General features: G+C 59.1%; 19 protein-coding genes. 12 read left to right on the forward strand and 7 right to left on the reverse strand.

Annotated elements, in window-relative coordinates; translation table 11 throughout:
• Positions 1 to 16: 16 nt before the first annotated feature.
• A complete protein-coding gene (locus tag ABJ076_RS20505; RefSeq protein ID WP_348199131.1) occupies positions 17 to 832 on the reverse strand; it encodes an IclR family transcriptional regulator in 816 nt (271 codons plus the stop codon).
• Positions 833 to 1,106: 274 nt separating this feature from the next.
• Between ABJ076_RS20505 and ABJ076_RS20510 the strand changes: the two genes are divergently transcribed.
• From ABJ076_RS20510 to ABJ076_RS20540, 7 genes are all read left to right on the forward strand, one after another.
• Positions 1,107 to 2,327, forward strand: a complete 1,221-nt coding sequence (locus tag ABJ076_RS20510; RefSeq protein ID WP_348193230.1) for an ABC transporter substrate-binding protein — start codon at positions 1,107 to 1,109, stop codon at positions 2,325 to 2,327.
• Positions 2,328 to 2,352: 25 nt separating this feature from the next.
• Positions 2,353 to 4,038, forward strand: a complete 1,686-nt coding sequence (locus ABJ076_RS20515) for an ABC transporter permease subunit (RefSeq protein ID WP_348193232.1) — start codon at positions 2,353 to 2,355, stop codon at positions 4,036 to 4,038.
• Entirely contained in the window at positions 4,035 to 4,670 is a 636-nt protein-coding gene (locus tag ABJ076_RS20520; RefSeq protein WP_348193235.1) for an ATP-binding cassette domain-containing protein, read from the forward strand. The genes ABJ076_RS20515 and ABJ076_RS20520 overlap by 4 nt, the downstream gene beginning before the upstream one ends.
• Positions 4,671 to 4,781: 111 nt before the next feature.
• Positions 4,782 to 5,822, forward strand: a complete 1,041-nt coding sequence (locus ABJ076_RS20525) for an NADP-dependent oxidoreductase (RefSeq protein ID WP_348193237.1) — start codon at positions 4,782 to 4,784, stop codon at positions 5,820 to 5,822.
• A gap of 157 nt (positions 5,823 to 5,979) precedes the next feature.
• Positions 5,980 to 7,134, forward strand: a complete 1,155-nt coding sequence (locus tag ABJ076_RS20530) for an ABC transporter ATP-binding protein (RefSeq protein ID WP_348193240.1) — start codon at positions 5,980 to 5,982, stop codon at positions 7,132 to 7,134.
• Entirely contained in the window at positions 7,135 to 8,058 is a 924-nt protein-coding gene (locus ABJ076_RS20535; RefSeq protein WP_348193242.1) for an ABC transporter permease subunit, read from the forward strand.
• Complete coding sequence (locus ABJ076_RS20540) at positions 8,055 to 8,864, forward strand: ABC transporter permease subunit (protein WP_348193245.1); 810 nt, start codon at positions 8,055 to 8,057, stop codon at positions 8,862 to 8,864. Before ABJ076_RS20535 ends, ABJ076_RS20540 begins: the two co-directional genes overlap by 4 nt.
• Here the strand turns inward: ABJ076_RS20540 and ABJ076_RS20545 are convergent.
• Positions 8,842 to 10,464 carry a benzoate-CoA ligase family protein gene (locus tag ABJ076_RS20545; protein WP_348193247.1) on the reverse strand — a complete coding sequence of 541 codons (1,623 nt, stop codon included), beginning with the start codon at positions 10,462 to 10,464 and terminating at the stop codon, positions 8,842 to 8,844. The two genes, ABJ076_RS20540 and ABJ076_RS20545, sit on opposite strands and share 23 nt — an antisense overlap.
• Complete coding sequence (locus ABJ076_RS20550) at positions 10,461 to 11,609, reverse strand: FAD-dependent monooxygenase (protein ID WP_348193249.1); 1,149 nt, start codon at positions 11,607 to 11,609, stop codon at positions 10,461 to 10,463. Before ABJ076_RS20550 ends, ABJ076_RS20545 begins: the two co-directional genes overlap by 4 nt.
• 292 nt (positions 11,610 to 11,901) lie before the next feature.
• Between ABJ076_RS20550 and ABJ076_RS20555 the strand changes: the two genes are divergently transcribed.
• Positions 11,902 to 13,122, forward strand: coding sequence for a hypothetical protein (locus tag ABJ076_RS20555; RefSeq protein ID WP_348193251.1), 1,221 nt, complete (start codon positions 11,902 to 11,904; stop codon positions 13,120 to 13,122).
• 28 nt (positions 13,123 to 13,150) lie between these two features.
• Here the strand turns inward: ABJ076_RS20555 and betB are convergent, their stop codons facing one another.
• The 4 genes from betB to betI are packed head-to-tail and all read right to left on the reverse strand — an operon-like array spanning position 13,151 to position 18,397.
• The gene (gene betB / locus ABJ076_RS20560; protein WP_348193252.1) at positions 13,151 to 14,614 is read right to left on the reverse strand and encodes a betaine-aldehyde dehydrogenase; all 1,464 of its coding nucleotides are present in this window, start codon (positions 14,612 to 14,614) and stop codon (positions 13,151 to 13,153) included.
• 23 nt (positions 14,615 to 14,637) lie between these two features.
• A complete protein-coding gene (betA, locus tag ABJ076_RS20565; RefSeq protein ID WP_348193254.1) occupies positions 14,638 to 16,287 on the reverse strand; it encodes a choline dehydrogenase in 1,650 nt (549 codons plus the stop codon).
• Positions 16,288 to 16,292: 5 nt separating this feature from the next.
• Positions 16,293 to 17,810, reverse strand: a complete 1,518-nt coding sequence (gene betC / locus ABJ076_RS20570; RefSeq protein WP_348193257.1) for a choline-sulfatase — start codon at positions 17,808 to 17,810, stop codon at positions 16,293 to 16,295.
• Positions 17,807 to 18,397, reverse strand: a complete 591-nt coding sequence (betI, locus tag ABJ076_RS20575) for a transcriptional regulator BetI (RefSeq protein WP_348193260.1) — start codon at positions 18,395 to 18,397, stop codon at positions 17,807 to 17,809. Before betI ends, betC begins: the two co-directional genes overlap by 4 nt.
• A 134-nt stretch (positions 18,398 to 18,531) precedes the next feature.
• Between betI and ABJ076_RS20580 the strand changes: the two genes are divergently transcribed.
• The 4 genes from ABJ076_RS20580 to ABJ076_RS20595 all read left to right on the forward strand — a co-directional run bounded on the left by ABJ076_RS20580 (position 18,532) and on the right by ABJ076_RS20595 (position 22,751).
• Positions 18,532 to 19,473 (forward strand): choline ABC transporter substrate-binding protein, encoded by a 942-nt coding sequence (locus ABJ076_RS20580; RefSeq protein ID WP_348193262.1) that lies wholly within the window; start codon positions 18,532 to 18,534, stop codon positions 19,471 to 19,473.
• Positions 19,474 to 19,556: 83 nt separating this feature from the next.
• Positions 19,557 to 20,399 carry a choline ABC transporter permease subunit gene (gene choW / locus ABJ076_RS20585; RefSeq protein ID WP_348193265.1) on the forward strand — a complete coding sequence of 281 codons (843 nt, stop codon included), beginning with the start codon at positions 19,557 to 19,559 and terminating at the stop codon, positions 20,397 to 20,399.
• Positions 20,396 to 21,472 carry a choline ABC transporter ATP-binding protein gene (gene choV, locus ABJ076_RS20590; protein ID WP_348193268.1) on the forward strand — a complete coding sequence of 359 codons (1,077 nt, stop codon included), beginning with the start codon at positions 20,396 to 20,398 and terminating at the stop codon, positions 21,470 to 21,472. Before choW ends, choV begins: the two co-directional genes overlap by 4 nt.
• 43 nt (positions 21,473 to 21,515) lie before the next feature.
• Positions 21,516 to 22,751 carry an FAD-dependent oxidoreductase gene (locus ABJ076_RS20595; protein WP_348193270.1) on the forward strand — a complete coding sequence of 412 codons (1,236 nt, stop codon included), beginning with the start codon at positions 21,516 to 21,518 and terminating at the stop codon, positions 22,749 to 22,751.
• The last annotated feature ends 217 nt before the right edge of the window (positions 22,752 to 22,968 follow it).

Genomic DNA, 22,968 nt, shown 5'->3' on the forward strand with positions numbered 1-22,968 from the left:
AGGCAGGTGATCTGGTTCAGGTGTTCGAGGCGACGACACGAATACTCTGACTCCCCATAGTCAGATTTTCCGCCAGTCTGACGAGACGTGGCCCAAGGTCGGTCTCAAGCTTCTCGCGGGACAGCAGGAAGCTCGGGCCGCCGCAATTGAGAGCGAACACAGCGGAGCGGTCCGGCATGATGACCGGGACTCCAACGGCATGTACATCCTTGTGCCAATCGGCGAGAGAGAACGTAAAGCCGTAGGTGGCGATGTCTTCCACCGCCTGATCGACGCCATCTTTCACCCTGATGTGGCGTCCGGGGTCCTTGCGCTTGATATGATCCATCAGATACTCGCGCTCGTCTGCCGGCAGGGCTGCAAGAAAGGCTCTGCCCATTGCTGTTTCCGCGATAGGAAGCCGCGAGCCGACATCGAGGCGCAGCGTCAGCGCGCCATCACCACGGCAGGTTTCCAGATACAGCATCTCAAGCCGGTCGCGCGTGCCGAGCGAGATCGCCGCGTCTACATCGTTGGCCATCTGCTGCATCAGCGGACGGGCCCGGGCGCGGATATCCAGATTGGAAAGGAACGAATAGCCAAGAGAGAGGACGCTCGGGCCAAGTTGGTAGAGCCCGGTGCTATCATCCAGTGTCAGATAGTCGAGCTTTGTCAGTGTATGTGTCAGGCGCGAGATCGTTGGCTTCGGTAGATTGGTGCGCTCCGCAAGTTCCTGATTTCCGAGGCCACCGTCACCAGGCTTGAAGGCGCGCAGGATTTCGAGACCGCGGGCGAGGGCGGTGACAAACTGGCGATCCTTGTCTTCATCATTCTGGTCAGTGTTGTTGGGCATCTTGCCTGGCCGTTTCCTTTTCAACGCCGGAACCTTGAGGCTCTGGCCCTGCCTCTCGTTCATGGGCAGGTTCAGACCAAATATGCCACGTCCAGTGCGCTAAGGTCAATTTGCGGAACGCAGTTCCGCGTGTCGAAACTACTGCCGGCATAAGGTGCGAAAACGCGCGCAGGAAAAGCTAGAATGTGCTCGCGGCGATGTCATTTCGATCTGCAATCGAGTTGTATTAGCGTCTCGCCGCTTCTTATCGATTGGCAGGAATGGAGTTTCTCTCGTGCATTTTCGACGCAGTTTCGCGCCGCTAGTATTGGTATTCGGGCTATTGACGGGGGTGTCTACGGTCTCTGCAAAAGATGCATCCGTGGAATGGAAACAGGTGCTCAGTGCTGCCGGGGGGCAGACCGTTTACTGGAATGCATGGGGCGGTGATTCGCGAATCAACGCTTATATCGGCTGGACCGGTAAGCAGGTCAAGGAGCGTTTCGGCGTTTCCGTGGTGCATGTGAAACTGACGGATACGGCCGAGGCGGTCGCCCGCGTGCTAGCCGAAAAATCTGCTGGGCGTGCTGAAGGCGGCGCCATCGATCTCATCTGGATCAACGGCGAGAATTTCGCCGCAATGAAGCGGAATGGCCTGCTTTTTGGCCCGTGGCTCGACCGGTTGCCAAATCATGCGCTGACCGATCCTGCGAACAATCCGGATCTAGGACTAGATTTCGGGGTTCCTGTCGACGGGCTGGAGATGCCGTGGGCACGGGCCCGGTTGGTCTTTTACCGTGATAGTGTAGTTTTGCCGGAACCGCCCGCGACCTCGGACGCATTGCTCGCCTGGGCCCAGGAGAATCGAGGGCGCTTTACCTATCCACTTCCGCCAAGTTTTCTGGGGACAACCTTTCTCAAGCAAATCCTGATCGAGCGCGCAGCCGATAAATCCGCTCTCTACAAGCCGATTTCAGAGAGTGATTTTGCTGCGGTGTCTCAGCCACTCTGGGATTATCTGGATCAGCTTCACCCCGCTCTTTGGCGTCAGGCGCGAAGTTTTCCCAAGAATGCCGGTGGTATGCGGCGCCTGATGAGCGACGGCGAAATAGATATTTCTTTCGCCTTCAGTCAATCCGAAGCATCTGCGGGAATCGAAAGCGGAGAGCTGCCTGGGACAGTGCGGAACTACGTATTCGATAGCGGCACCATCGGCAATGTCAGCTTTGTCGCCATACCGTTCAACGCAGCCCATAGCGATGCGGCTATGGTGCTGGCCAACTTCCTGCTCTCACCGGAGGCGCAAATGCGCAAGCAGGACCCGGCCTATTGGGGTTCCGCCACGGTGTTGTCCCTCGGACAGTTAGAGAACGAGCAGGCGGATGCGTTCCGAAGTCTTGATCTCGGCCCGGCGGCGCTTCCTGCTGATCAACTTGGCACTATGCTGGCCGAGCCGCATCCGAGTTGGACCGAAGCACTTGAGGCGGAATGGGTGCGGCGGTACGGAGGAGGGTGACAATTTCACCGTTGGTACACCCTGGATGCTGAGAGTAGCCCCTTATCTGGTCGCCATTATCTTGACCGGCCCGGTGATTGCCGGGTCGCTCGGTGCGCTGATTCCGTCTTCTGGTTTCCTCCCTGCACTCGGGCATGAAGAATTTGGCCTGGATGCTTGGCGGGCTCTGCTCGATTGGCCGGGTATCGGAAATTCGGTTTTGCTGTCGTTTGCCTTGGGAGTTTTGACGCCGGGGATATCTCTCTTTCTGGCATTGTTGTTTCTGGCCGTCTTTTTCGAGACCCGAGCCTTTATCTGGTTGCGCCAAGCGATTGCGCCGATGCTGGCGGTTCCTCATGCGGCTGCTGCCTTTGCTCTGGCATTCTTGATCGCTCCGTCCGGGTTTCTCGCTCGACTGCTCTCTCCCTGGGCCACAGGCTGGCAACGCCCGCCGGACCTGCTGATCGTGCAGGACGAATGGGGACTTTCGCTGATGGCGGGGCTGGTGATTAAGGAAGTGCCATTTCTGCTGCTGATGGCGCTGGCACCGCTTGCCCAGATTCATGCGGGTGAACGGATGAGACTGGCCCGTTCGTTCGGATACGGGCGTATCTCGGCCTGGTTCAAGGGAGTGGTACCGGCGCTTTATCCGCTGCTGCGCCTGCCGGTCTACGCGGTGATCGCTTACTCCTCCGCCAATATCGACGTGGCCCTGATCCTCGGCCCGGTATCGCCTCCGCCGCTGGCGGTGCAGATCCTGCGATGGTCGAACGACCCGGATCTCGATTTCAGGATGATCGCGTCGGCAGGCGCCATTCTGCAGTTTGCCGTAACGGCTGGAGCCATTGCATTCTGGATCCTGGCCGAACGTTGCATCGGGTTGCTGGTGCGCGGCTGGCTTGTCTCTGGCAAAAGGCGCACCGGCGATATGGGTCTTGCAACGTTGGGGCGGGGACTGTTTCCGGCGCTCATCCTTGCCTCGGTGCTCGGCATAGCCGCACTTGCCCTGAATGCCTTCGCCCGGGTCTGGCGCTTTCCGGATGCGCTGCCTGGGCGCTGGACACTGGCGCATTGGCAGAGTGTCGCGGAAACGGCGGGCGGGCCAGTTGCAGCCACGCTCTGGATCGCGTTGCTGACGACGCTGCTATCCCTTGTGCTGGTGGTTTGTGTTCTTGAAAACGAACGGCAGCGAGACGCGCGTTCGGGACGGGTTCTGGAACTCCTGATTTATGTGCCTCTTCTGGTGCCACAGATCGGCTTCATTTTCGGTCTGGTCTTACTGGCGGAGCTGGTTGGCGCGCCACCGGGCGGTGGGCTGGTCGCCGCAGGGCATGTGATTTTCGTGCTGCCATATGTCTATCTCTCGCTTTCTGAAGCCTATCGTCGGCAGGACCCGGCCTGGACCAAGATCGCCCGGACACTTGGTCAGAGCGCGTCGGGGGCGTTCTGGCGCGTGCGTTTGCCGATGTTGCTGACCCCGCTGCTCACGGCCTTTGCCGTCGGGGCTGCAATCAGCATTGGCCAGTATCTGGTGACCCGTCTGCTTGGCGCTGGCCGGGTGGAGACTGTCACAACCGAGGCAATTGCGCTTGCCGCAGGCGGGGACCGCCGCCTGATCGGTGCCTGGGCCCTGACACAGGCAGTCCTGCCTGTGGCCGGGTTCGCGTTGGCACTCGCCGCACCACGCCTCATCTGGCGTAACCGTCGCGGCATGTTGGGAGGAACACGGTGACTTTGGGCCTAGGCTTGAATGATGTTCGGATTACACTTGGCGGCAAGGCATTGCTGTCGCTCGATTGCATGATTGAGCCGGGCACCGTGCTGACCGTAATGGGGCCGTCCGGTTCCGGTAAATCGACACTGCTCTCTTTTCTTGCCGGCTTTCTGACTGCGCCGTTTAGTGCTGAGGGGCGAATTCTGCTGAATGGCGCCGATATAACGAATGCGCTGCCGGAGGCACGGCATGTCGGCTTGTTGTTTCAAGATCCGATGCTGTTCCCGCATCTGAGTGTGGGCGGGAACCTTTTGTTCGGGATGCCGCCGGGTGGCCATGGCCGCACTGCATCTGCCGGGGAAGCGTTGGCCCGGTTCGGTCTGGAAGGTTTTGCGGATCGCGATCCGGCAACGCTTTCGGGAGGGCAGGCGTCCCGCGTCGCTCTTCTCAGATTGCTGTTGTCGGAACCGAAAGCCGCGCTTCTCGATGAGCCTTTCTCGAAGCTCGACCGGCATCTGCGGGACGATATACGGCGTTTCACCTTCGAGCGCCTGCGGGACGCGGCCCTGCCGTCGATCCTGGTGACGCACGATCCCGAGGATGCTGAGGCTGCTGGCGGGCCGGTGGTGGAACTTGCCGGGAACGGCTGATTTCGAAGAGAAAGTCCTTTTTGCGAATGAAGCGGACACGGATAGGCGCTGGACCCGGCAGACTTGGCGACTGTACTTCCAAGATCGACTTACGGATGAGGAGATCCTGACATGAGCACTGCCATTAATCGCCGCTGGTTGCTGGCGTCGCGCCCGGAAGGCGCTCCAGTCCCGGAAAATTTCCGTCTTGAGGAGGCCGAAATCCCGGTCCCCGGTGCTGGCGAGATGCTGTTGCGGGTGATCTATCTCTCCCTCGATCCCTATATGCGCGGCCGGATGAGCGATGCGAAATCCTATGCGGTGCCAGTGCCCATCGACGGCGTGATGGAAGGCGAGACCGTTGCCGAGGTAATGGACTCTAACATTCCGGATTTTGCGGCAGGAGATATCGTCCTCGCCCGCGCCGGCTGGCAGAGCTACGGGCTTTCTGACGGTACAGGAGTACGTAAGGTCGCGACCGGACAGGCCCCGATCTCGACGGCGCTCGGTGTGCTCGGCATGCCGGGACTGACGGCCTATGCAGGATTGAAGAATATCGGCATGCCGAAAGCGGGCGAGACACTGGTGGTCGCAGCCGCCTCGGGTCCGGTTGGCTCCGCTGTCGGGCAGATCGCGAAAATCAGGGGCGCCCGTGCGGTTGGCATCGCCGGTGGTGCTGACAAATGCGCTTATCTGATCAATGAACTCGGTTTCGATGCGGCGGTGGATCACCGTGCACCGGATTTCGCTGAACAGCTCGCAAAAGCTTGCCCTGACGGCATCGATGTCTATTTCGAGAATGTCAGCGGCAAGGTGTTCGACGCGGTCTTCCCGTTATTCAACCAGTTTGCCCGGATGCCTGTCTGCGGCACCATCGCTTTCTACAATGCGACCAGCTTTCCGGAGATGGATACGAGTGTGCCGGCACTGATGCGCGCGGTGCTGACCAAGCGGCTGCGTATCCAGGGTTTCATTGTCTACGATTTTGCGTCCGACTATCCGGACTTCGCACGCGACATGGCAGGCTGGATTGCCGATGGCCGGGTCAAGTATCGTGAGGATATTGTCGAGGGGATAGATGTAGCGCCTGAAGCCTTCATCGGCCTTCTGAAGGGGAAGAACTTTGGGAAAATGGTTGTGAGGGTAGGGCAGGACCCGATTAGCGCAAAATAAAAGCGCTCGTTGACTGGCTCACTGCTGTCCGGGAGTTTCTGGGGTCTTATTTCATTGGATTGCAGCCGCACCGCAATTGACAGCCCCGCGCTGAACGGTGAACCTCGCCAGGTGCCGTTTTCAGGCATTTGGCGACAATCGGCTTCGGGGGCGGGCCATGTCCGATCATGCAACCATCGATGCATATTCCGACCGACCGTGGGAAGCACCGGACCGACATGAGCCGGTTTTGCGGTTGCGCGGGATCGTCAAGCGGTTTGGCAGTATTGAAGCTGTCTCCGGTGTTGACCTGGATATCTATCGTGGAGAGATTTTCTGTCTTCTCGGTGGGTCGGGTTGTGGCAAGACCACATTGCTGCGCATGCTCGCGGGGCTCGAATTGCCGAATGCCGGCAGCATCGAAATAGATGGTGCAGACGTGACCGGACTGCCGCCCTATGAGCGCCCGGTCAACATGATGTTCCAGAGTTATGCGTTGTTTCCGCATATGAGCGTCGCGGCCAATGTGGCCTTCGGACTGAAACGTGACGGCATCGGCGGTGCGGAGCTTGAAAGTCGGGTTGCGGAAACACTGGCGCAACTTGAGTTGGCCGAATTCGCGAACCGCCGTCCTCATCAGCTTTCCGGTGGGCAGCGTCAGCGGGTTGCTCTGGCGCGCGCTATCGTGAAGCGTCCGAAACTGCTGCTTCTCGATGAACCACTCGGTGCACTCGACAAAAGACTGCGGGAGAATGCGCAGTATCAGTTGATGAAACTCGCTGACGATACCGGCATCACCATGATCGTGGTTACGCACGATCAGGAAGAAGCAATGGTGCTTTCAACACGCTCTGCGGTCATGGACAAGGGGCAGGTTCGGCAGATCGGTACTCCTTCGGACTTATACGAAAGACCGGAATCCCGGTTTGTTGCGGCGTTCCTTGGCAATATCACCTTATTCGACGGCTCGGTTGCCGCAATCCGGGACGGTATCGCGGAATTGAGGGTGGGTGGCCTCGATGAGTCCCTGTTCTCTACTGCCGGTTCGGTTTCGGTTGGCTCCCGGGCGGCGCTCGCGGTGCGGCCGGAGAAGGTCCGGATCGGGCACCAAGGGCATGCGCCGGAAGGCCAGATCAATAAGCTCAGCGGTGTCGTTGAAGGGCTGGCCTATTTGGGCGACATAACCTCGTACAGGGTGAGGACGGATCACGGCACGCTCGTCGAGGTAACGCGGGCCAATAGCGAGAATGCGGCCAAGCGGGACGTGGATTGGGACGATCGGGTCGACCTATGGTTCTCACCTGAAAACGCGCTTCTGCTTGGAGCCGACTAGATGGCGGAAGCGCCGGCATCCGGATCGGCCAATGTTATGGCTGGAAAGTCTTTCTGGTTCTCCGGCAAAGGGGCGGTGGCGGGCATTCCCTACCTGTGGCTGTTCGTTTTCTTTCTGGTGCCGTTCGCCATCGTGTTCCGAATTTCACTGTCGGAGCCGCTGATCGCGCAGCCGCCCTATTCGCCGCTGTTCAGTGCTGACGGCAGTTATCAGGGCTCGTTCTTCAATTATGAGCTTCTGTTCGAAGATGCACTGTTTCGTGGGGCCTACCTGAACTCGCTCTGGGTCGCCGGGGTCTCGACCCTGGTGACATTGCTGATCGGCTACCCGATGGCCTATGTCATCGCCCGGGCAAGGCCGCTGGTTCGCAACCTGCTGCTGATGGCCGTCATGTTGCCGTTCTGGAGCTCGTTCCTGCTCCGCGTCTATGCCCTGAAGACGATCATGGCCGATACTGGTCTGGTGAACGGGCTGCTGCGCAATCTCGGTCTGATCGACGCGCCGATCCGGATGCTGCAGACAGACTTCGCGCTCTATGTCGGCATTTCCTATACCTATCTGCCCTTTATGATCCTGCCTCTCTACGCCACCTTGGAGCGGCTCGACTGGTCGCTGGTGGAAGCTGCCGAAGACCTGGGTTGCAGGCCCTGGAAGGCTTTCTTGCTGGTCACACTGCCGCTCTCTGTTCCGGGCATGATCGCCGGCGCCATGCTGGTCTTTATCCCGGCGACGGGTGAGTTCGTTATTCCGAACATGCTCGGCGCTTCCGACACACTGATGATTGGCCGGATGCTTTGGGACACGTTCTTCAGTGAGCGCGACTGGACACTGGCATCTTCTCTTGCTGTGGTTCTGCTGCTGTTGCTTGTGTTGCCGATCATGCTGTTCCAGTTCGCCGAATCCCGACGCGAGGAACGGACATGAGCCGGCGCGGAGGCAAGATTGCGCTGCTCGGGCTGGTGATGGCGGGTTTTGCCTTTCTTTATCTGCCGCTGGTCGTGCTTGTGTTGTTCAGCTTCAATGCATCGAAATTGGTCAGTGTGTGGGGAGGTTGGTCGGCGAAATGGTACCTTGAGCTGTTCCGCAACGAGCAGATCTTGAGCGCAGCCTGGCTGTCGCTGAAAATCGCCTCGATCAACGCGACTGGCGCGACCCTGCTCGGCACGATGGCCGGGTTGGTGCTTGCAAGGTTCGGCCGGTTCGGTGGGCGGGCTCTCTTCGCAGGGCTGATCGCGGCGCCGTTGGTCATGCCGGATGTCATCATCGGCATCAGCCTGCTGCTGACCTTCGTGTCCATGGAGCAGTTTATCGGTTGGCCTTACGGGCGCGGCATCGACACAATCCTGATCGCCCATATCACGTTTTCGACGGCCTTCGTCGCGGTTGTCGTTCAATCGCGTGCAAGCGGGATTGATCGCTCCGTTGAAGAAGCGGCACTTGACCTTGGTGCCCGTCCGATTACGGCTTTCCTGCTCGTTACCCTGCCAATGCTGGCTCCGGCGCTTGCCTCCGGCTGGTTGCTTGCCTTCACTCTCTCGCTGGACGATCTGGTGATCGCGAGCTTTGTCTCCGGGCCCGGATCATCGACCTTGCCGATGGTCATTTTTTCCAAGGTTCGGCTCGGTGTGACGCCGGAGATCAACGCACTTGCGACCCTGCTGATTGGCGCTGTCGCCTTAGCAGCAGGGACGGCTACATGGATTCAGATCAAGCGCTCCGGTCGAGCCTGAGCAGGGCCTGTCGATCGATCTTGCCAGTCCCGGTCTTGGGCAGGCTGTCCATGTAGACGAACTCTTTTGGGGCTTTGTGAGGCAGCAGTGTCTCGCGGACATAGGCTTTCAGGTTGGCGGTAAGTGGATCGCCGGATGCCGTCCCGTCTGCCGCCGAGATGAAAGCGCGCAGGATCGTTCTGCGGTCCGGCAACTGGACTGCGGCGACGGCGCATTCAACGATGTGTGGATGCTCGTTCAGACAGAGTTCAACCTCAAGCGGGTAGACCCACTGGCCGCTGACCTTCACAAGATCGTCGATCCGGCCAAGGAAGAAATAGAAACCGTCCTCGTCACAGCGGAACCGGTCGCCGGTGTAGATCCAGCCGTCACGCATGGTATCGGCCGTTTTGTCCGGCCGGTTCCAGTAGCAGGGCGCGTTGGAATCGCCGCGCACTGAAAGCACGCCGTCCTCTCCCGGAGCGGCGGGTTTGCCCTCGGGGGTCGTCAGCATGACTTCGTAGCCGGGCACGCGCTTTCCGGCGGCGCCGATTTTCTTCTCGGACTCTGTGTTCGAGAGATAGACATGCAGTACCTCGGTCGAGCCCAGGCCTTCCACAATCTCGAACCCGAACCGGTCCTTCCAGGCGTCGAAGATTTCCTGCGAGAGGATTTCCGCAGCAGAGATGCACATGCGCACTGAGGAAAGATCGGCTCCGGCCACAGCCGGGTCCTTGATCATCGCCGTATAGAGTGTCGGCAGGCCGAACAGCAGGGTGGGTTTGAAACGGGCGGCCATCTCGAATACGGCATCCGGTTTAGGCCGTCCGGAGAACAGAATGACGCTGGCCCCGGCATGGAACGGGAAGGCGATTGCGTTACCGAAGCCATAGGCGAAGAAGATCTTCGGGATCGAGAAACATATATCGTCCGGCCCGATCCGCAGGATATGGCGGGCGTAGCTCTCGGCTGTGTAGAGCGCATCGTGCTGCAGGTGCAGGATACCCTTCGGACGCCCGGTGGAACCCGAGGAATACATCATGAAAGCCGGGTCATCTCGTCCCGTCATCGCGACTTTCAGATCAGTTGCTTGCGCCTCCAGCCAGCGGACGCCGTCGCGGGCGTCAGGAACAGCTGATGGGCCGGCACCGTTGACCGAGATCGCGGTGACGGGGGCGAGGGCGGCTGCGTCGAGTGCCGTCACCGTACCGGCATGGCTCTCATCGAAGATCATGACGCGCGCACCGGCATCTTCGATATAGAAGGAAATCAGATCGGGGCTCGACAGGGTGTTGGCGAGAATGGGAACCATGCCCGCCCGAATGGCGCCGAAAATCGCGGCCGGATATGCCGGAGTGTCGTCCATAAGCAGCAACACCCGGTCTCCGCGTCCCAGCCCGAGCGCGAGCAGGCCATTGCCAAACCGATTGGCATCCTCTGCCAACTCTCCATAAGTCCGGTTTCCCCGATCGGAATAGACAGCGATCTTGTTCGCGCGGCCGCGCTCCAGATTATCGAACAGCAAGCTGGAAGCGTTGTAGGTATCCGGTACTGAAAACCCGATTTCTCCGGCTTCAGGAGCGTCTCTAGGCACACGGTCCAGGATTTGTTCGGGAGTCATGCCCGTTCTCCCGATACATCAGTGTTCCAGTGCGGGCTGTAGGTAGCGAAGAACTCAGGTGCCAGGCGTTGCAGTCTTTCATTGTCCATGCGACCGCTGCGCTGAATGTAGGAATAGGCGAAGTCGGCCGGGGTAAGTTCCATATGGTTGGCGAAATCTTCATACCAGGCCGCACTGGTGTTTGCCGCGCGGACAATCTTTTCCGTAATCGGTTTGCGGGCGGCTTCGTAGGCGGCAAGCGCGGCCGGGATGTCATCCGGTGTCGCAAGCACGGCCTTTGCAAGGGCCAATGCATCCTCCATGGCGAGCCGGGTTCCCGAGCCGATGCTGAAATGGGCCGTGTGGACGGCGTCGCCGATCAGCACATGCTTGCCGCTGTGCCAGTTCTTGCAGGAGAGCTTCGGGAAGCGGCGCCAATAGGAATTGTTCGTGATCAGGCTATGGCCCTCAAGCACATCCGCGAAGACAGTCTCGCAATAGGCTTTGGTCTCCGCCTCGCCCATATCCTCGAAATTGGCTGCTTGCCACGTTTCCTCGTCTGTCTCGACGATGAAGGTGCTTAGGGTTGGGGTGTAGCGGTAGTGATGGGCGTTGAACGGCCCGTCTTCGGAACGCCGAAATGACTGGGTGAGGGTATCGAAGGGCCGATCCGTGCCGTACCAGATGAAGCGGTTTTCCAGCTGCGGCATTTCCGTGCCGTATTCTGATCCATCACCGCGAATGAACGAATTCAACCCGTCCGCTCCGACGATCAAATCCGCATTGTCCAGCCGGGACATATTGTCGGCTTCGTTTTCGAACCGAGGCTCGATACCGACACTCCGGGCCCGTTCTGTCAGAATTTTGATAAGATCGAGCCGCCCGATGGCGGCGAAGCCCATCCCGTCGATATCAATCCGCTCACCTTCAAGGTCGAGCGTCAGGTTTCGCCAGGTTTCCATGGCGGGCAGGATCGCATCGTGCGTCTCGGGATCATCCGCCGCCATGAAGGCCAGTGCCTGGTCCGAAAACACGACGCCGAAGCCGAACGTGGCGCCTTCAGCATTACGCTCGACAAGCGTGATCTCGAAATCAGGTCTCTGACGCTTCACAAGATATGAAAAATAAAGCCCGGCTGGCCCGCCGCCGATAATTTCGATGCGCATTGGCGATTCCCCTTAAGTTCTTGGTGGATATCATCGTGGCTGTGGCGGCGACTTGCAACCGGGCGTCGATCTATAGGGGGTATCGACATTTACTATTCCAAGGAAGGCGATCTCGACCCGGCTGGATAGTCCGGCCGCATGGAGCCAAATTGCCTGACGTGCTGAGGTGGTTTTTGAGAAATTGAACAATTAAATATAGAAATTAATTTATTGATCCCTAGTAATGGGGGTATTTTTTGTCCAAACTGAAACAATTAACCAGCCGATACTGCGTTTAAGGAGTTAGCAGACAATGCAATTCACTCCAAAAATGTTCACCGTTGCCTTTCTGACTCTTGCGGTTGCCGGGTGTGCCAAACTCAACGCGGCGTATATCAACGATCAACCGGCGCCATTCGGTCATCTGACCGACCAGCAGGCCTCTAGTTACGGTCAAACCGCGTTCAATCGTTTCAACATGATGGCGCTGAGTATTGGAGGCTCCGCGTGGTCCAACGTCAATCCTCACTCTTTGCCGCCGTTTTCCGCCAATCCTATTCTTATCGGAAACATCCCGGCATTGTCCGACGATTGGACCGTACCTGCATCTAATCAACCTGCGATCGCCACAATTGCGAAACTGAAAGCGAGCGGAGCAGACGTCTACGCGTCTGTGCTCGGGTCAGATAGCGGTAATTATCTTGGGGCACTCAGCACTGCGAGTTTAACGCCCAATTCAACAGTTTGCGCGGCTGGTGGCAGCGGCGTTGGAAACATCAATTGTTTGGTTTTCTATCTCGATAAGGTTCTGTCGGCATATGGCTTCGACGGCTTGGATATCGATATCGAGGGCGGCACTGCGATCGGGTTTGGGAACCTCCTGTCCGGCATCGGTCAATCATCAAGTTTCCAGACCAGCTACGGCCTGTCCTTCGCGCCGTTCGTTGATCAGGGTTCTTGGGAGCCTGGCATCGCCGTATTAAATGGCTCGTGTCTGTTCCAAGATAACGGACTGAACGACTATCTGGCTGCTCGTCAATATTACGCTGGCGGAACCGTATACGAGCCAGTGCCAAAATCGGTTTCAAGCGTCCTTACCCAGGCGCAGGCTTTCAGTTGTTCGGCGGGGAGCACTCTCGCATTGGATGCTTCGAATTACGTCGTTGGAATGTCGCCCTACTCGGTTTTGGGTGCGCAGTTTCCATCTGGGCGAGGCGGACCGAACAATTGTGAATATTACTATGATCGCGGCTATCCAGACTGTGCCGAGACATTGGCCGAAATTGTCCAGGATCACCCCAAAATCGCAGGCACCTTCGTCTGGACCCTCGGCTTGCTCGATGCGCATTACTACGCTTGCTATATGGGTAACGCACTCAACGGTACGACAAACGATTGCGGCACGCCTCGACCGATACCCGGGGATACAGGCAAGAATTGCGTCGTTCTCCCTCAGAATCCGGAAGGGACCTGCTGCGCTCCAAAATCTCAATATAATTCAACTACTGGGGCTTGTACGCCACCGAGTTCTTAGCGCGATCCGCAGGAGGTACTGCCTGGACTCAGTAAGGGCTGTCAACGTCTCCCATCTCGACATAGACGCTCTTGATCTGGCTGTAATGCTCGATGGCAGCACGGGCATTCTCGCGGCCGATGCCGGATTTCTTGACGCCGCCGAAGGGCATTTCAATCGGGGTCAGGTTGTAGGCGTTGATCCAGCAGGTGCCGGCCTCAAGTGCCGCGACAACCCGGTGACCGCGCTGGATGTCCTTGGTGAAGACACCGGCCGCGAGGCCGAAATCGGTGGCATTTGCGCGGGCCAGCACTTCTTCTTCTGTTTCGAAATCCAGCACGCACATGACCGGGCCGAAGATTTCCTCGCGGGCAATGGTCATGCCGTCTTTTACATCGGCAAAGACGGTCGGGGCGACGAACCAGCCATCCTTGAAGGATGGGACGGTGGCTGCGTCACCTCCGATCAGCACGCGGGCGCCTTCATCGCGGCCTTTCTGGATGTAGCCGAGCACTTTCTCGAACTGCGGCTTGGAGACGAGGGGGCCGAGATGTGTTTCTTCGTCCATAGGATCGCCGAGACGGATCTTCGCGGTGCGCTCGCGCAGCCGGTCTAGAAATTTCTGTTTAATGCTTTTCTGCACGAAAACGCGCGTACCATTGGAGCAGATCTGCCCGCTGGAATAGAAGTTGCCGAGCATGGCGCCGGAAATCGCGTTCTCGATATCCGCATCCTCGAAGACGATAATCGGAGATTTGCCGCCAAGCTCCAGCGTGACCTGCTTAAGACCCTCGGCCGCAGCCGCCATGACCTTTGCGCCGGTCGGAACTGAGCCGGTGACGGAAACCTTATCAACGACAGGATGATTGACCAGCGCCGCGCCGATATCGCCGAAGCCCTGAACCACGCTGAACACGCCGTCGGGAAGACCTGCTTCCTTGTAGATCTCCGCCAGCTTCAGGGCTGTGAGCGGAGTCGTTTCCGACGGTTTGAAGATCATCGCATTCCCGCAAGCTAAAGCAGGTGCTGATTTCCAGCAGGCGATCTGGATCGGGTAATTCCAGGCGCCAATGCCGACGCAAACGCCGAGCGGTTCGCGCCGTGTGTAGGCGAAAGAGCCACCGAGGTCAGTGTATTCGCCGTGGATATCCGCCGCGATACCGCCGAAATATTCCAGGCAGTCCGCACCGGAAGCGGCATCCGCCACCAGCGTTTCCTGTAACGGCTTGCCCGTATCCAGCGTTTCCAGCAGCGAAAGCTCCCGGTTGCGCTCACGGATCAGGTCCGCTGCCTTCCGCAAGACCCGTCCACGTTCCGCTCCGCTGAGGGCGGCCCAGACCTTCTGGCCTTCCCGCGCGGAGGAAACCGCCTTGTCGATGGTGTCGGCATCGGCGGCATGAAGTTCCGCGATGGTCTCTCCGGTTGCCGGGTAGAGGCTGGGGAAGCTCTTGCCTTTTGGGCTTTCCATTGGACTGCCGGCGATAAAGTGAGAGGCGGTGGGTTGGGCGCGCATTGGCTCGCTCCTTCTTGTCGATATCAGCGGTCTGAGGTTTCCCAGCGCGGATTGATCCAGGGCTGTTTGTTCGAGGGCGCCAGCGGTGCTTTGCCCAGAATGTGATCGGAGGCTTTCTCGCCAACCATGATCGAGGGACCGTTCAGGTTCCCGTTCGGAATGCGGGGGAAGATCGAGCTGTCGGCGAGCCGAAGTCCCTCGACCCCGATCACCCGGCATTCCGGATCGACAACGGCCATCGCATCGTCGGCTGCCCCCATGCGGCAGGTGCCACTCGGATGGTAGGCGCTTTCAACGGCCTCGCTGATGAATGCATCCAGTGCCTCGTCGCTTGCCACATCGTCGCCGGGGGAAATTTCCCGGCCGCGATAGGGTGTAAAGGCATCCTGCCCGAAGATGTTTCGGGTCAGCCGGATGCAATGCCGGAAATCGGCCCAATCATCCGCATGGCTCATATAGTTGAACTGGATCACCGGGGCGTCATTCGGATCGGCCGACCGCAAGGTGACTGAGCCCCGCGACTTCGAACGCATGGGGCCGACATGGGCCTGGAAGCCGTGACTTTTGGCCGGTGCCTTTCCGTCGTATCGGATCGCGACAGGCAGGAAGTGATACTGGATGTCCGGATATTCGACACCCGCCTTGGAGCGTAGAAACGCAGCGCTCTCAAAATGGTTGGTGGCGCCGAGGCCGGACTTGAACAACAGCCATTCGAGGCCGATCAGCCCCTTGGAGAACAGGTTCAGCTTCGAGTAGAGGCTGATTGGCTGGGTGCATTCCTGCTGGATATAGAGCTCCAGATGGTCCTGCAGATTGGCGCCCACGCCCGGCCGGTCGGCCAGAACCTCAATGCCATGCTGGGCCAACTCGGCTGCCGGACCAATGCCGGAGAGTTTCAACAGCTTCGGTGAGTTGATCGAGGAGGCAGCGAGGATCACTTCACGGTTCGCGGTGATGGTTTCGATTGAGCTGCCGCGCGCGATCTCGATGCCGGTGGCCCGCTTGCCGTCGAACAGGACACGACGGGCAAGGCCATTCACCATGGTCAGGTTCGCGCGCTTCAGGGCCAGCTTCAGATAAGCATTGGCGGCGGACCAACGGCGACCATTATGGACCGTCATCTCCATTGGCCCGAAGCCTTCCTGCTTCTCGCCGTTATAGTCTTCCGTCATCTCGAACCCCGCCTGCTGCCCAGCTTCGACGAAGGCGTGATAGAGCGGGTTTTTGCGCGGTCCGCGCGTTACATGAAGGGGGCCGTTCGTGCCGCGCCAGCCGTCCTGTCCGCCATGACTTGATTCCATGCGCTCGAAATAGGGCAGTACGTTCTTATAGGCCCATCCCGTTGCGCCTTGTTCCTCCCAATTATCGTAATCGCGGGCGTGACCTCGGACATAGACCATGCCGTTGATCGATGAGGAGCCACCGATCACCTTTCCGCGCGGGCAGGCGAGACGGCGGCCGCCGAGATGCGGCTCTGGCTCGCTCTGATAACCCCAGTCGTAGTGGCTCATGTTCATCGGATAGGACAGGGCGGCCGGCATCTGGATGAAGGGGCCTATATCGGTGCCGCCATATTCCACAACAATGACCGAGTTCTTGCCGTCGGCGGAGAGCCGGTCGGCCATCACCGCACCGGCGGAGCCGGAGCCGACGATCACGAAATCTGCTTGCATGGGCTTCATTCACCGCGCGGGAAACGCGCGGTCTCCTCAAGAGTGTTGAGATCCATGTGGTTGCGCATGTAGCGCTCGGACGCTTTTTGTAGCGGCTGGAAATCCCACGGATAGTACGAACCGTTGCGCAGGGCTTCGTAGACAACCCAGCGGCGTGCCTGGCTGTCCCGGACCTCGCGGTCGAATTTTTGCATGTCCCAGCGTTCCCGCATCTCGCTCATGAAGGCGGTGAGGATATCGGCATGGGCTGGATCGGTGGCGAGGTTTGTCAGCTCGTCCGGGTCCGCTTCCAGATCGAAAAGCTGGGGTGGATCGAGTTCGCAGTGATTGAACTTAAAGCGGCCGCGCCGGATCGATATCAGTGGGGCATAGGAGCCTTCGGCCGCATATTCGATCAGGACCGGAGAGGTGCGCTCTCCCCCTTCGATCAATGGCTTCAGGGATTCCCCGTCAGTCCAGGGTGCGACTTCGGAAAGATCAACACCGGCAATGTCCGCCAGGGTCGGCGTAATATCGATTGTCGAAACCGGCGTAGTGACCGTGCGTCCCTCGATGCCCGGTCCCGCGATCATCATCGGCACGCGGGCGGAGCCTTCGAAGAAGCTCATCTTGAACCAGAGCCCACGCTCTCCCAGCATGTCCCCGTGATCGGAGCAGAAAACAACAATCGTGTCCTCGTCCATCCGGCAGCGCTTTAGGGTATCCAGCAGCGTCGCGATCTTGTCGTCCAGATAGGAGATGTTCGCGTAGTAGGCTTGGCGGGAGCGGCTGATATCTTCTGCGCTGATGTCGAAATTCTTGTAATCGTTGGCGAGGTAGAGCCGCTGGCTGTGGGGGTCTTGATCCTCGAATGGAACGGCCCCGACGCGCGGTTCCAGCTCCGGGCAGTCTTCATAGAGATCCCAGAATTTACGGCGGGCGACATACGGGTCGTGCGGATGGGTGAAGCTGACCGTCAGGCACCAGGGCCGCTCGTCGCCGCCACGGGAAAGTTGATAAAGCTTCTGTTCCGCGTTGAAGGCGACTTCGTTGTCATATTCCATCTGGTTGGAGATCTCGGCGACGCCAGCGCCTGTGACCGAACCCAAATTGTGATACCACCAGTCGATCCGCTCGCCGGGTTTGCGGTAGTCCGGGGTCCAGCCGAAATCGGCCGGGTAGATATCCGTCGTCAGCCGCTCCTCGAAGCCGTGCAGCTGGTCCGGCCCGACGAAATGCATCTTGCCGGAGAGGCATGTGTAATAGCCGGCCCGGCGCAGATGATGGGCGTAGGTCGGGATGTCGGAGGTGAATTCGGCCGCATTGTCATAGACGCCGGTCCGGGACGGCAGGCGGCCGGACATGAAGGCTGCGCGGCCGGGTGCGCAAAGTGGGCTGCCTGTGTAGGAATTCCTGAACCGGACAGATCTTGTTGCAAGAGCTTTCAGAGCGGGCGCATGCAGAAAGTCCGCCGGGCCGTCCGGGAACAGTGTTCCGTTCAACTGGTCGACCATCAGGATCAGGATATTGGGCTGCTTCGTCACGTCTTTGCCCCGGTTGTGAGTTGCGCGTCGATATAATCCTCGGTCAGCCGGATCGCAGCTGCGCGGTCCGGGTCGCTGTCCAGCAGCGCGTGCCGCAGATAGAGACCGTCGATAAGCGCCGCCGTGCCCTCCGCTATATGTTGGGCATGCTCCGGGTCTGTCAGCTGCGTCAGCGCGTGCTGCAGATTGCTGCGTAGGCGCCGGGCATAGATAGAGAGGACGCGGCATGCCTCGTCCATGCTCTGGGCTTTCACGTAGAAGCTTAGCCAAGCGGAAATTGTTGCCGGGCGGAACTGGTCGGACGCGAAGTTCGCCTGGATGATGCCCGACAGACGCTCTCTCGGTGTTTTGGCAGCATGAAGCGCCGCGACAATCTGGACCGAAAGCTCACTCAGTAGATGCCGCATGGTGGCGACGATGAGCTGATCCTTGCTGCCGAAATAATGATGCGCGAGTCCGGCCGAAACACCGGCCTGACGGGCGATCTCGCTCATCGTTACCTCGAAGGACCCGCGTGCGTGAATAGCCTCGATCGCAGCATTGATCAGGGCTTTGCGGCGGATTGGTTCCATTCCGATTTTGGGCATGGGCGGCAAGTCCTTTCGCGGCCGACCGTATTTTTGATTGACTATTCAATCAATAAAAATCTTGCGTAGGATTTGCTATAATGTTTGCCTGCTCCGATAAGTAACGGGGGCAATCCAAACAGGGAGCATAAATCATGCTGAAATCCAAAACTGCATTCGCCGTCGCCTTGGCGGCCGGAATCATGTCATCCGGCGCCGCGATGGCCCAGAATAACTGCTCGACCGTGCGCTTTTCCGATGTCGGCTGGACCGATATCACGGCGACGACTGCTGCCACCACGACGGTGCTCGAAGCGATGGGCTACGAGACTGACGTGAAGGTGCTTTCGGTTCCGGTCACTTATGCGTCGCTAAAGAACAAGGATATCGATGTTTTCCTCGGCAACTGGATGCCGACCATGGAAGGCGACATCGCGAAATACCGAGATGAAGGCTCTGTAGAAACCGTTGGCGTCAATCTCTACGGCGCGAAATATACGCTCGCCGTGCCTCAGTACGCTTATGACGCCGGTCTGAAGACCTTTGCCGATATTGCCAAGTTCAAGGACAAGCTGGACGGCAAGATCTATGGCATCGAGCCGGGCAATGACGGCAACCGCCTGATCCTGGACATGATCGAGAAGGATGCATTCGGGCTAAAAGGCTTTGACGTGGTCGAATCCTCCGAGCAGGGCATGTTGGCCCAGGTGGCCCGCGCGGTAAAGAAAGAGGAGCCGGTTGTGTTCCTCGGTTGGGAGCCGCACCCGATGAACGCCAACTTCGAGATGGCCTATCTTGATGGCGGTGACGATTTCTTTGGCCCGGATCTGGGCGGTGCCTCTGTGCTGACCAACACCCGAGCCGGATATGGCAAGGAATGCCCGAATGTCGGACGCCTGCTCGACAACCTGATGTTCTCGCTCCGCATGGAAAACGAGATCATGGGCGCAATCCTGAACGATGGCGAAGAGCCGGAGGATGCTGCCAAGACATGGCTGAAGGCTAATGCTGGTATCCTCGATGCATGGCTTTCCGGTGTGATGACGGTGGACGGCAAGGCCGCACTTCCGGCCGTGCGCAAATCCCTCGGTCTTTAAGGCGAACATTTGGGTAGAGGCGGCATCCGTGCCGCCTCTCGTCATTTGCGTCAAAGAGTGACGGCAGAGCGGGGGAGCTTTCCGTGGAGTGGCTGACCGATAACAAACTTCCGATCGGAAAGGCGGCGAGACTCTTCGTCGACTGGCTGACCGATCACGGTGCATGGTTCTTCGACGGGCTTGCCGCCGGCCTCGAATTCATGATCGACGGGATTCTCTGGGTACTGCAGGCACCGCATCCGCTGTTGGCCGTCGTGATCGTTGCCGGCATTGCCTATGCTGTGCGCCGCTCCGTCACTTTTCCGTTGCTTGTTGCGGTCGGCCTGCTGCTGATCATTAATCAGGGCTATTGGGAAGAGACGACAGAGACCGTCGCCCTGGTGCTGGCGTCTTCCGTTGTTTGTATGGGCGTGGGTGTCCCGCTTGGCATTGCCGCCGCCCGCCGCCCCTGGCTCTTCTCCGCCATGCGGCCGGTTCTCGACCTGATGCAAACCATTCCGACTTTTGTCTATCTGATCCCGGCACTGATCCTGTTTGGTCTTGGTATGGTGCCGGGGCTTATTGCCACGGTGATCTTCGCCATTCCGGCGCCGATCCGCCTTACGCATCTCGGAATCTCCTCAACGCCGAAAATGCTGATTGAGGCCGGGCAAGCCTTCGGTGCGACGCCAATGCAACTGCTCTGGAAGGTGGAGCTGCCCTATGCTCTGCCGCAGATTATGGCTGGTCTCACCCAAACAATCATGCTGTCGCTTTCCATGGTCGTGATCGCGGCGCTTGTCGGGGCAGACGGACTTGGCGTGCCGACATTGCGCGCGCTGAACCAGGTTAATATCGCCAAGGGCTTCGAGGTTGGCCTCGCCATTGTGGTGATCGCCATCATACTCGACCGGATGTTCCGAGGACGCGGGGAGGACGGCAAATGACGACACCCGCCGTACGTTTCGACAATGTGAATATCGTCTTCGGCAAGCGGCCGGAGGAAGCATTGCCGCTGATGGACCGTGGCATGGATCGCTCCGAGATAGAAACGGAGACCGGGCAGATCCTTGGCGTGCATGATTGCAGCCTGACGGTCGACCCGGGTGAGATTGTCGTCATCATGGGGCTGTCCGGTTCCGGAAAATCGACCCTGCTGCGCGCGGTGAACGGTCTCAACCCCGTGGTGCGTGGCGCTGTCTGGGTGCATGACGGTGATAAGGAGATCGACGCGGCAAGCGCGGACGAGGCGACATTGCGCCGACTTCGGACAGAACGCGTCACCATGGTGTTCCAGAATTTCGCCCTGCTGCCCTGGCGCACCGTTGCGGACAATGTCGGGCTCGGGCTGGAGCTGTCCGGTCTCGGCAAGGTCGAGCGCGCAGAACGTGTGGCAAAGCAGCTTGCATTGGTCGGGCTCGATCAGTGGGCAGACCGCAAGGTACATGAGCTTTCGGGCGGCATGCAGCAGCGCGTTGGATTGGCCCGTGCGTTTGCGACTGAAGCACCTGTGCTATTGATGGACGAGCCGTTTTCCGCGCTCGACCCCCTGATCCGGGCCAAGCTGCAGGATGAATTGCTGGAGTTGCAGTCTCAGCTTCAGCGCACGATCATCTTCGTGAGCCACGATTTGGACGAGGCTCTGAAACTTGGCTCGAAAGTGGCAATCATGGAGGGTGGACGCATCGTTCAGTGCGGCACGCCGCATGAAATCGTCATGAACCCGGCGAATGCCTATGTGGCTGAATTCGTCTCTCACATGAACCCATTGAATGTTTTGCGTGCGGACTCAGTTATGGCGCCGGTACCCGATGGGACCGTTCTGCCGGACGGTGTGAAGGCGATCGGCTCCGATGCGATCGGGGCAGGGACGGTGCCGGTTGCAGTGCCGGACACGCCAATGGCGGACCTGTTGCGTTCCCGCCTTCAAACTGGCGAAGAAATCATGGTTGTGGCTGACGGAAAACCTGTTGGGCGGATCGGGGACGCTGAAATCTATTCCTCTCTCCTCAAGGAATAGGGTACGACTCACAAAACATGAACTAAAGTGCAGGAGGAAGCGCGTGTCGGAAAAAGGCATCGTGATCGTCGGGGCCAGCCATGGTGGCGTGCAATTGGCGGCTAGTCTGAGGGAAAAGGGTTACGAAGGCCCCTTGACCATGCTGACGTCCGAGCCGGACCTTCCTTATCAGAAACCTCCGCTTTCCAAGGGCTATATCAAGGATCCGGACCCGAAGCCGACACCGCTCCGGCCCGAGAAATTCTATACTGACCGGTCCATCGACCTTCTCCTTGGCGCGACGGCGTCCTCCCTCGATCTCAGCGGTGGAGAAGTGCGACTTGCGGACGGAACTGCAATTCCCTGCTCGAAGATAGCGCTGGCTGTAGGCTCACGTCCCCGGCGCATCCCGATCCCGAATATCGATGCGCCGGGCGTGCTGGAACTCCGGACCTATCAGGACAGCCAGGCGATCAAGGCCGGCTTCAATGCGGCAAGTTCCGTTCTGGTTATCGGTGGTGGGTTCATTGGGCTCGAAATCGCGGCAACGGCTGCCGTCCTTGGCAAGCAGGTAACCGTGCTTGAAGCAGAAGGGAGGCTAATGGCGCGCGCTGTTTCGCCCGAAGTCTCTGCTTATTTCCTCAGCTATCTTGGCGGGCTTGGGGCGGATATTCGGCTGAATGCACGGGTCTCCGGTATTCGATTGGCCGACAACGGTCTCGCGGCCGGAGCCGGTCTTGCGGATGGAAGTGTGATTGACGCTGATTGTGTGATTTCGGGAACCGGTGTGCTGCCCTGCACAGAGCTTGCCGAAGCTGCGGGTCTCGCAATCGAGAACGGCATTTCCGTTGGTCCGACCATGCTCACCTCAGTGCCGGAAGTCGCGTCCATCGGGGATTGCGCCAGTTATATGCATTGGCAGGTCGGGCGCCGGGTGCGTCTTGAATCCGTGCAGAACGCGGTCGATCAGGCAAAGACGGCCGCAGCGGCATTGCTGGGCGATGCCGAGCCTTACCATGAGGTGCCTTGGTTCTGGTCCGATCAGGCCGACGCAAAGCTTCAGATTGCCGGACTGTCTGACGGCACCGAAACGGCGGCGCTTCGAGGCGATCCTGAAACCGGCTCCTTTTCCGCATTTCTTTTCGCCGATGGTAAATTGCGTTGTGTCGAGTCAGTGAACAAAGCCGGCGACCATGCCCTCGGGCGACGGCTTCTGGCTGTGGATGCAGGTCTGACACCCGAGCAGGCAGCCGATCCGGATTTCGATCTGCGAGCCCTGGTAAAGCGCGCCCGTTCCTGACGCTGCGCGGGGGAACCGCCTGTCCGATCCAAACCCCACGCGTGCCGCGGGGCTTTTGCGGCTTACATGTCGGCGGCCTTCTGAAATAGCGAACAGTCAGATCGCAATTTAGGTATTCCATGGCATAAAGTGTGTGGTATACCAGAACCCACGCGTCCTGCCTTGGGGCGTCGTCTATGGGTCGAACGACCGGGAATTCTGCATGCCGGGGAAATCT

Origin of the sequence: Nisaea sp. (assembly GCF_039990255.1) — a bacterium.
In the GTDB taxonomy this organism is placed as follows: Bacteria; Pseudomonadota; Alphaproteobacteria; order Thalassobaculales; family Thalassobaculaceae; genus Nisaea.

Excerpts from the sequence above, each read along its gene's own strand:
- ABJ076_RS20505 (WP_348199131.1), bottom strand. The coding sequence starts at position 832 with ATGCCCAACAACACTGACCAGAATGATGAAGACAAGGATCGCCAGTTT.
- ABJ076_RS20515 (WP_348193232.1), top strand. The coding sequence starts at position 2,353 with ATGCTGAGAGTAGCCCCTTATCTGGTCGCCATTATCTTGACCGGCCCG.
- ABJ076_RS20525 (WP_348193237.1), top strand. The coding sequence starts at position 4,782 with ATGAGCACTGCCATTAATCGCCGCTGGTTGCTGGCGTCGCGCCCGGAA.
- ABJ076_RS20530 (WP_348193240.1), top strand. The coding sequence starts at position 5,980 with ATGTCCGATCATGCAACCATCGATGCATATTCCGACCGACCGTGGGAA.
- ABJ076_RS20535 (WP_348193242.1), top strand. The coding sequence starts at position 7,135 with ATGGCGGAAGCGCCGGCATCCGGATCGGCCAATGTTATGGCTGGAAAG.
- ABJ076_RS20540 (WP_348193245.1), top strand. The coding sequence starts at position 8,055 with ATGAGCCGGCGCGGAGGCAAGATTGCGCTGCTCGGGCTGGTGATGGCG.
- ABJ076_RS20545 (WP_348193247.1), bottom strand. The coding sequence starts at position 10,464 with ATGACTCCCGAACAAATCCTGGACCGTGTGCCTAGAGACGCTCCTGAA.
- ABJ076_RS20550 (WP_348193249.1), bottom strand. The coding sequence starts at position 11,609 with ATGCGCATCGAAATTATCGGCGGCGGGCCAGCCGGGCTTTATTTTTCA.
- ABJ076_RS20555 (WP_348193251.1), top strand. The coding sequence starts at position 11,902 with ATGCAATTCACTCCAAAAATGTTCACCGTTGCCTTTCTGACTCTTGCG.
- betB (WP_348193252.1), bottom strand. The coding sequence starts at position 14,614 with ATGCGCGCCCAACCCACCGCCTCTCACTTTATCGCCGGCAGTCCAATG.
- betA (WP_348193254.1), bottom strand. The coding sequence starts at position 16,287 with ATGCAAGCAGATTTCGTGATCGTCGGCTCCGGCTCCGCCGGTGCGGTG.
- betI (WP_348193260.1), bottom strand. The coding sequence starts at position 18,397 with ATGCCCAAAATCGGAATGGAACCAATCCGCCGCAAAGCCCTGATCAAT.
- ABJ076_RS20580 (WP_348193262.1), top strand. The coding sequence starts at position 18,532 with ATGCTGAAATCCAAAACTGCATTCGCCGTCGCCTTGGCGGCCGGAATC.
- choV (WP_348193268.1), top strand. The coding sequence starts at position 20,396 with ATGACGACACCCGCCGTACGTTTCGACAATGTGAATATCGTCTTCGGC.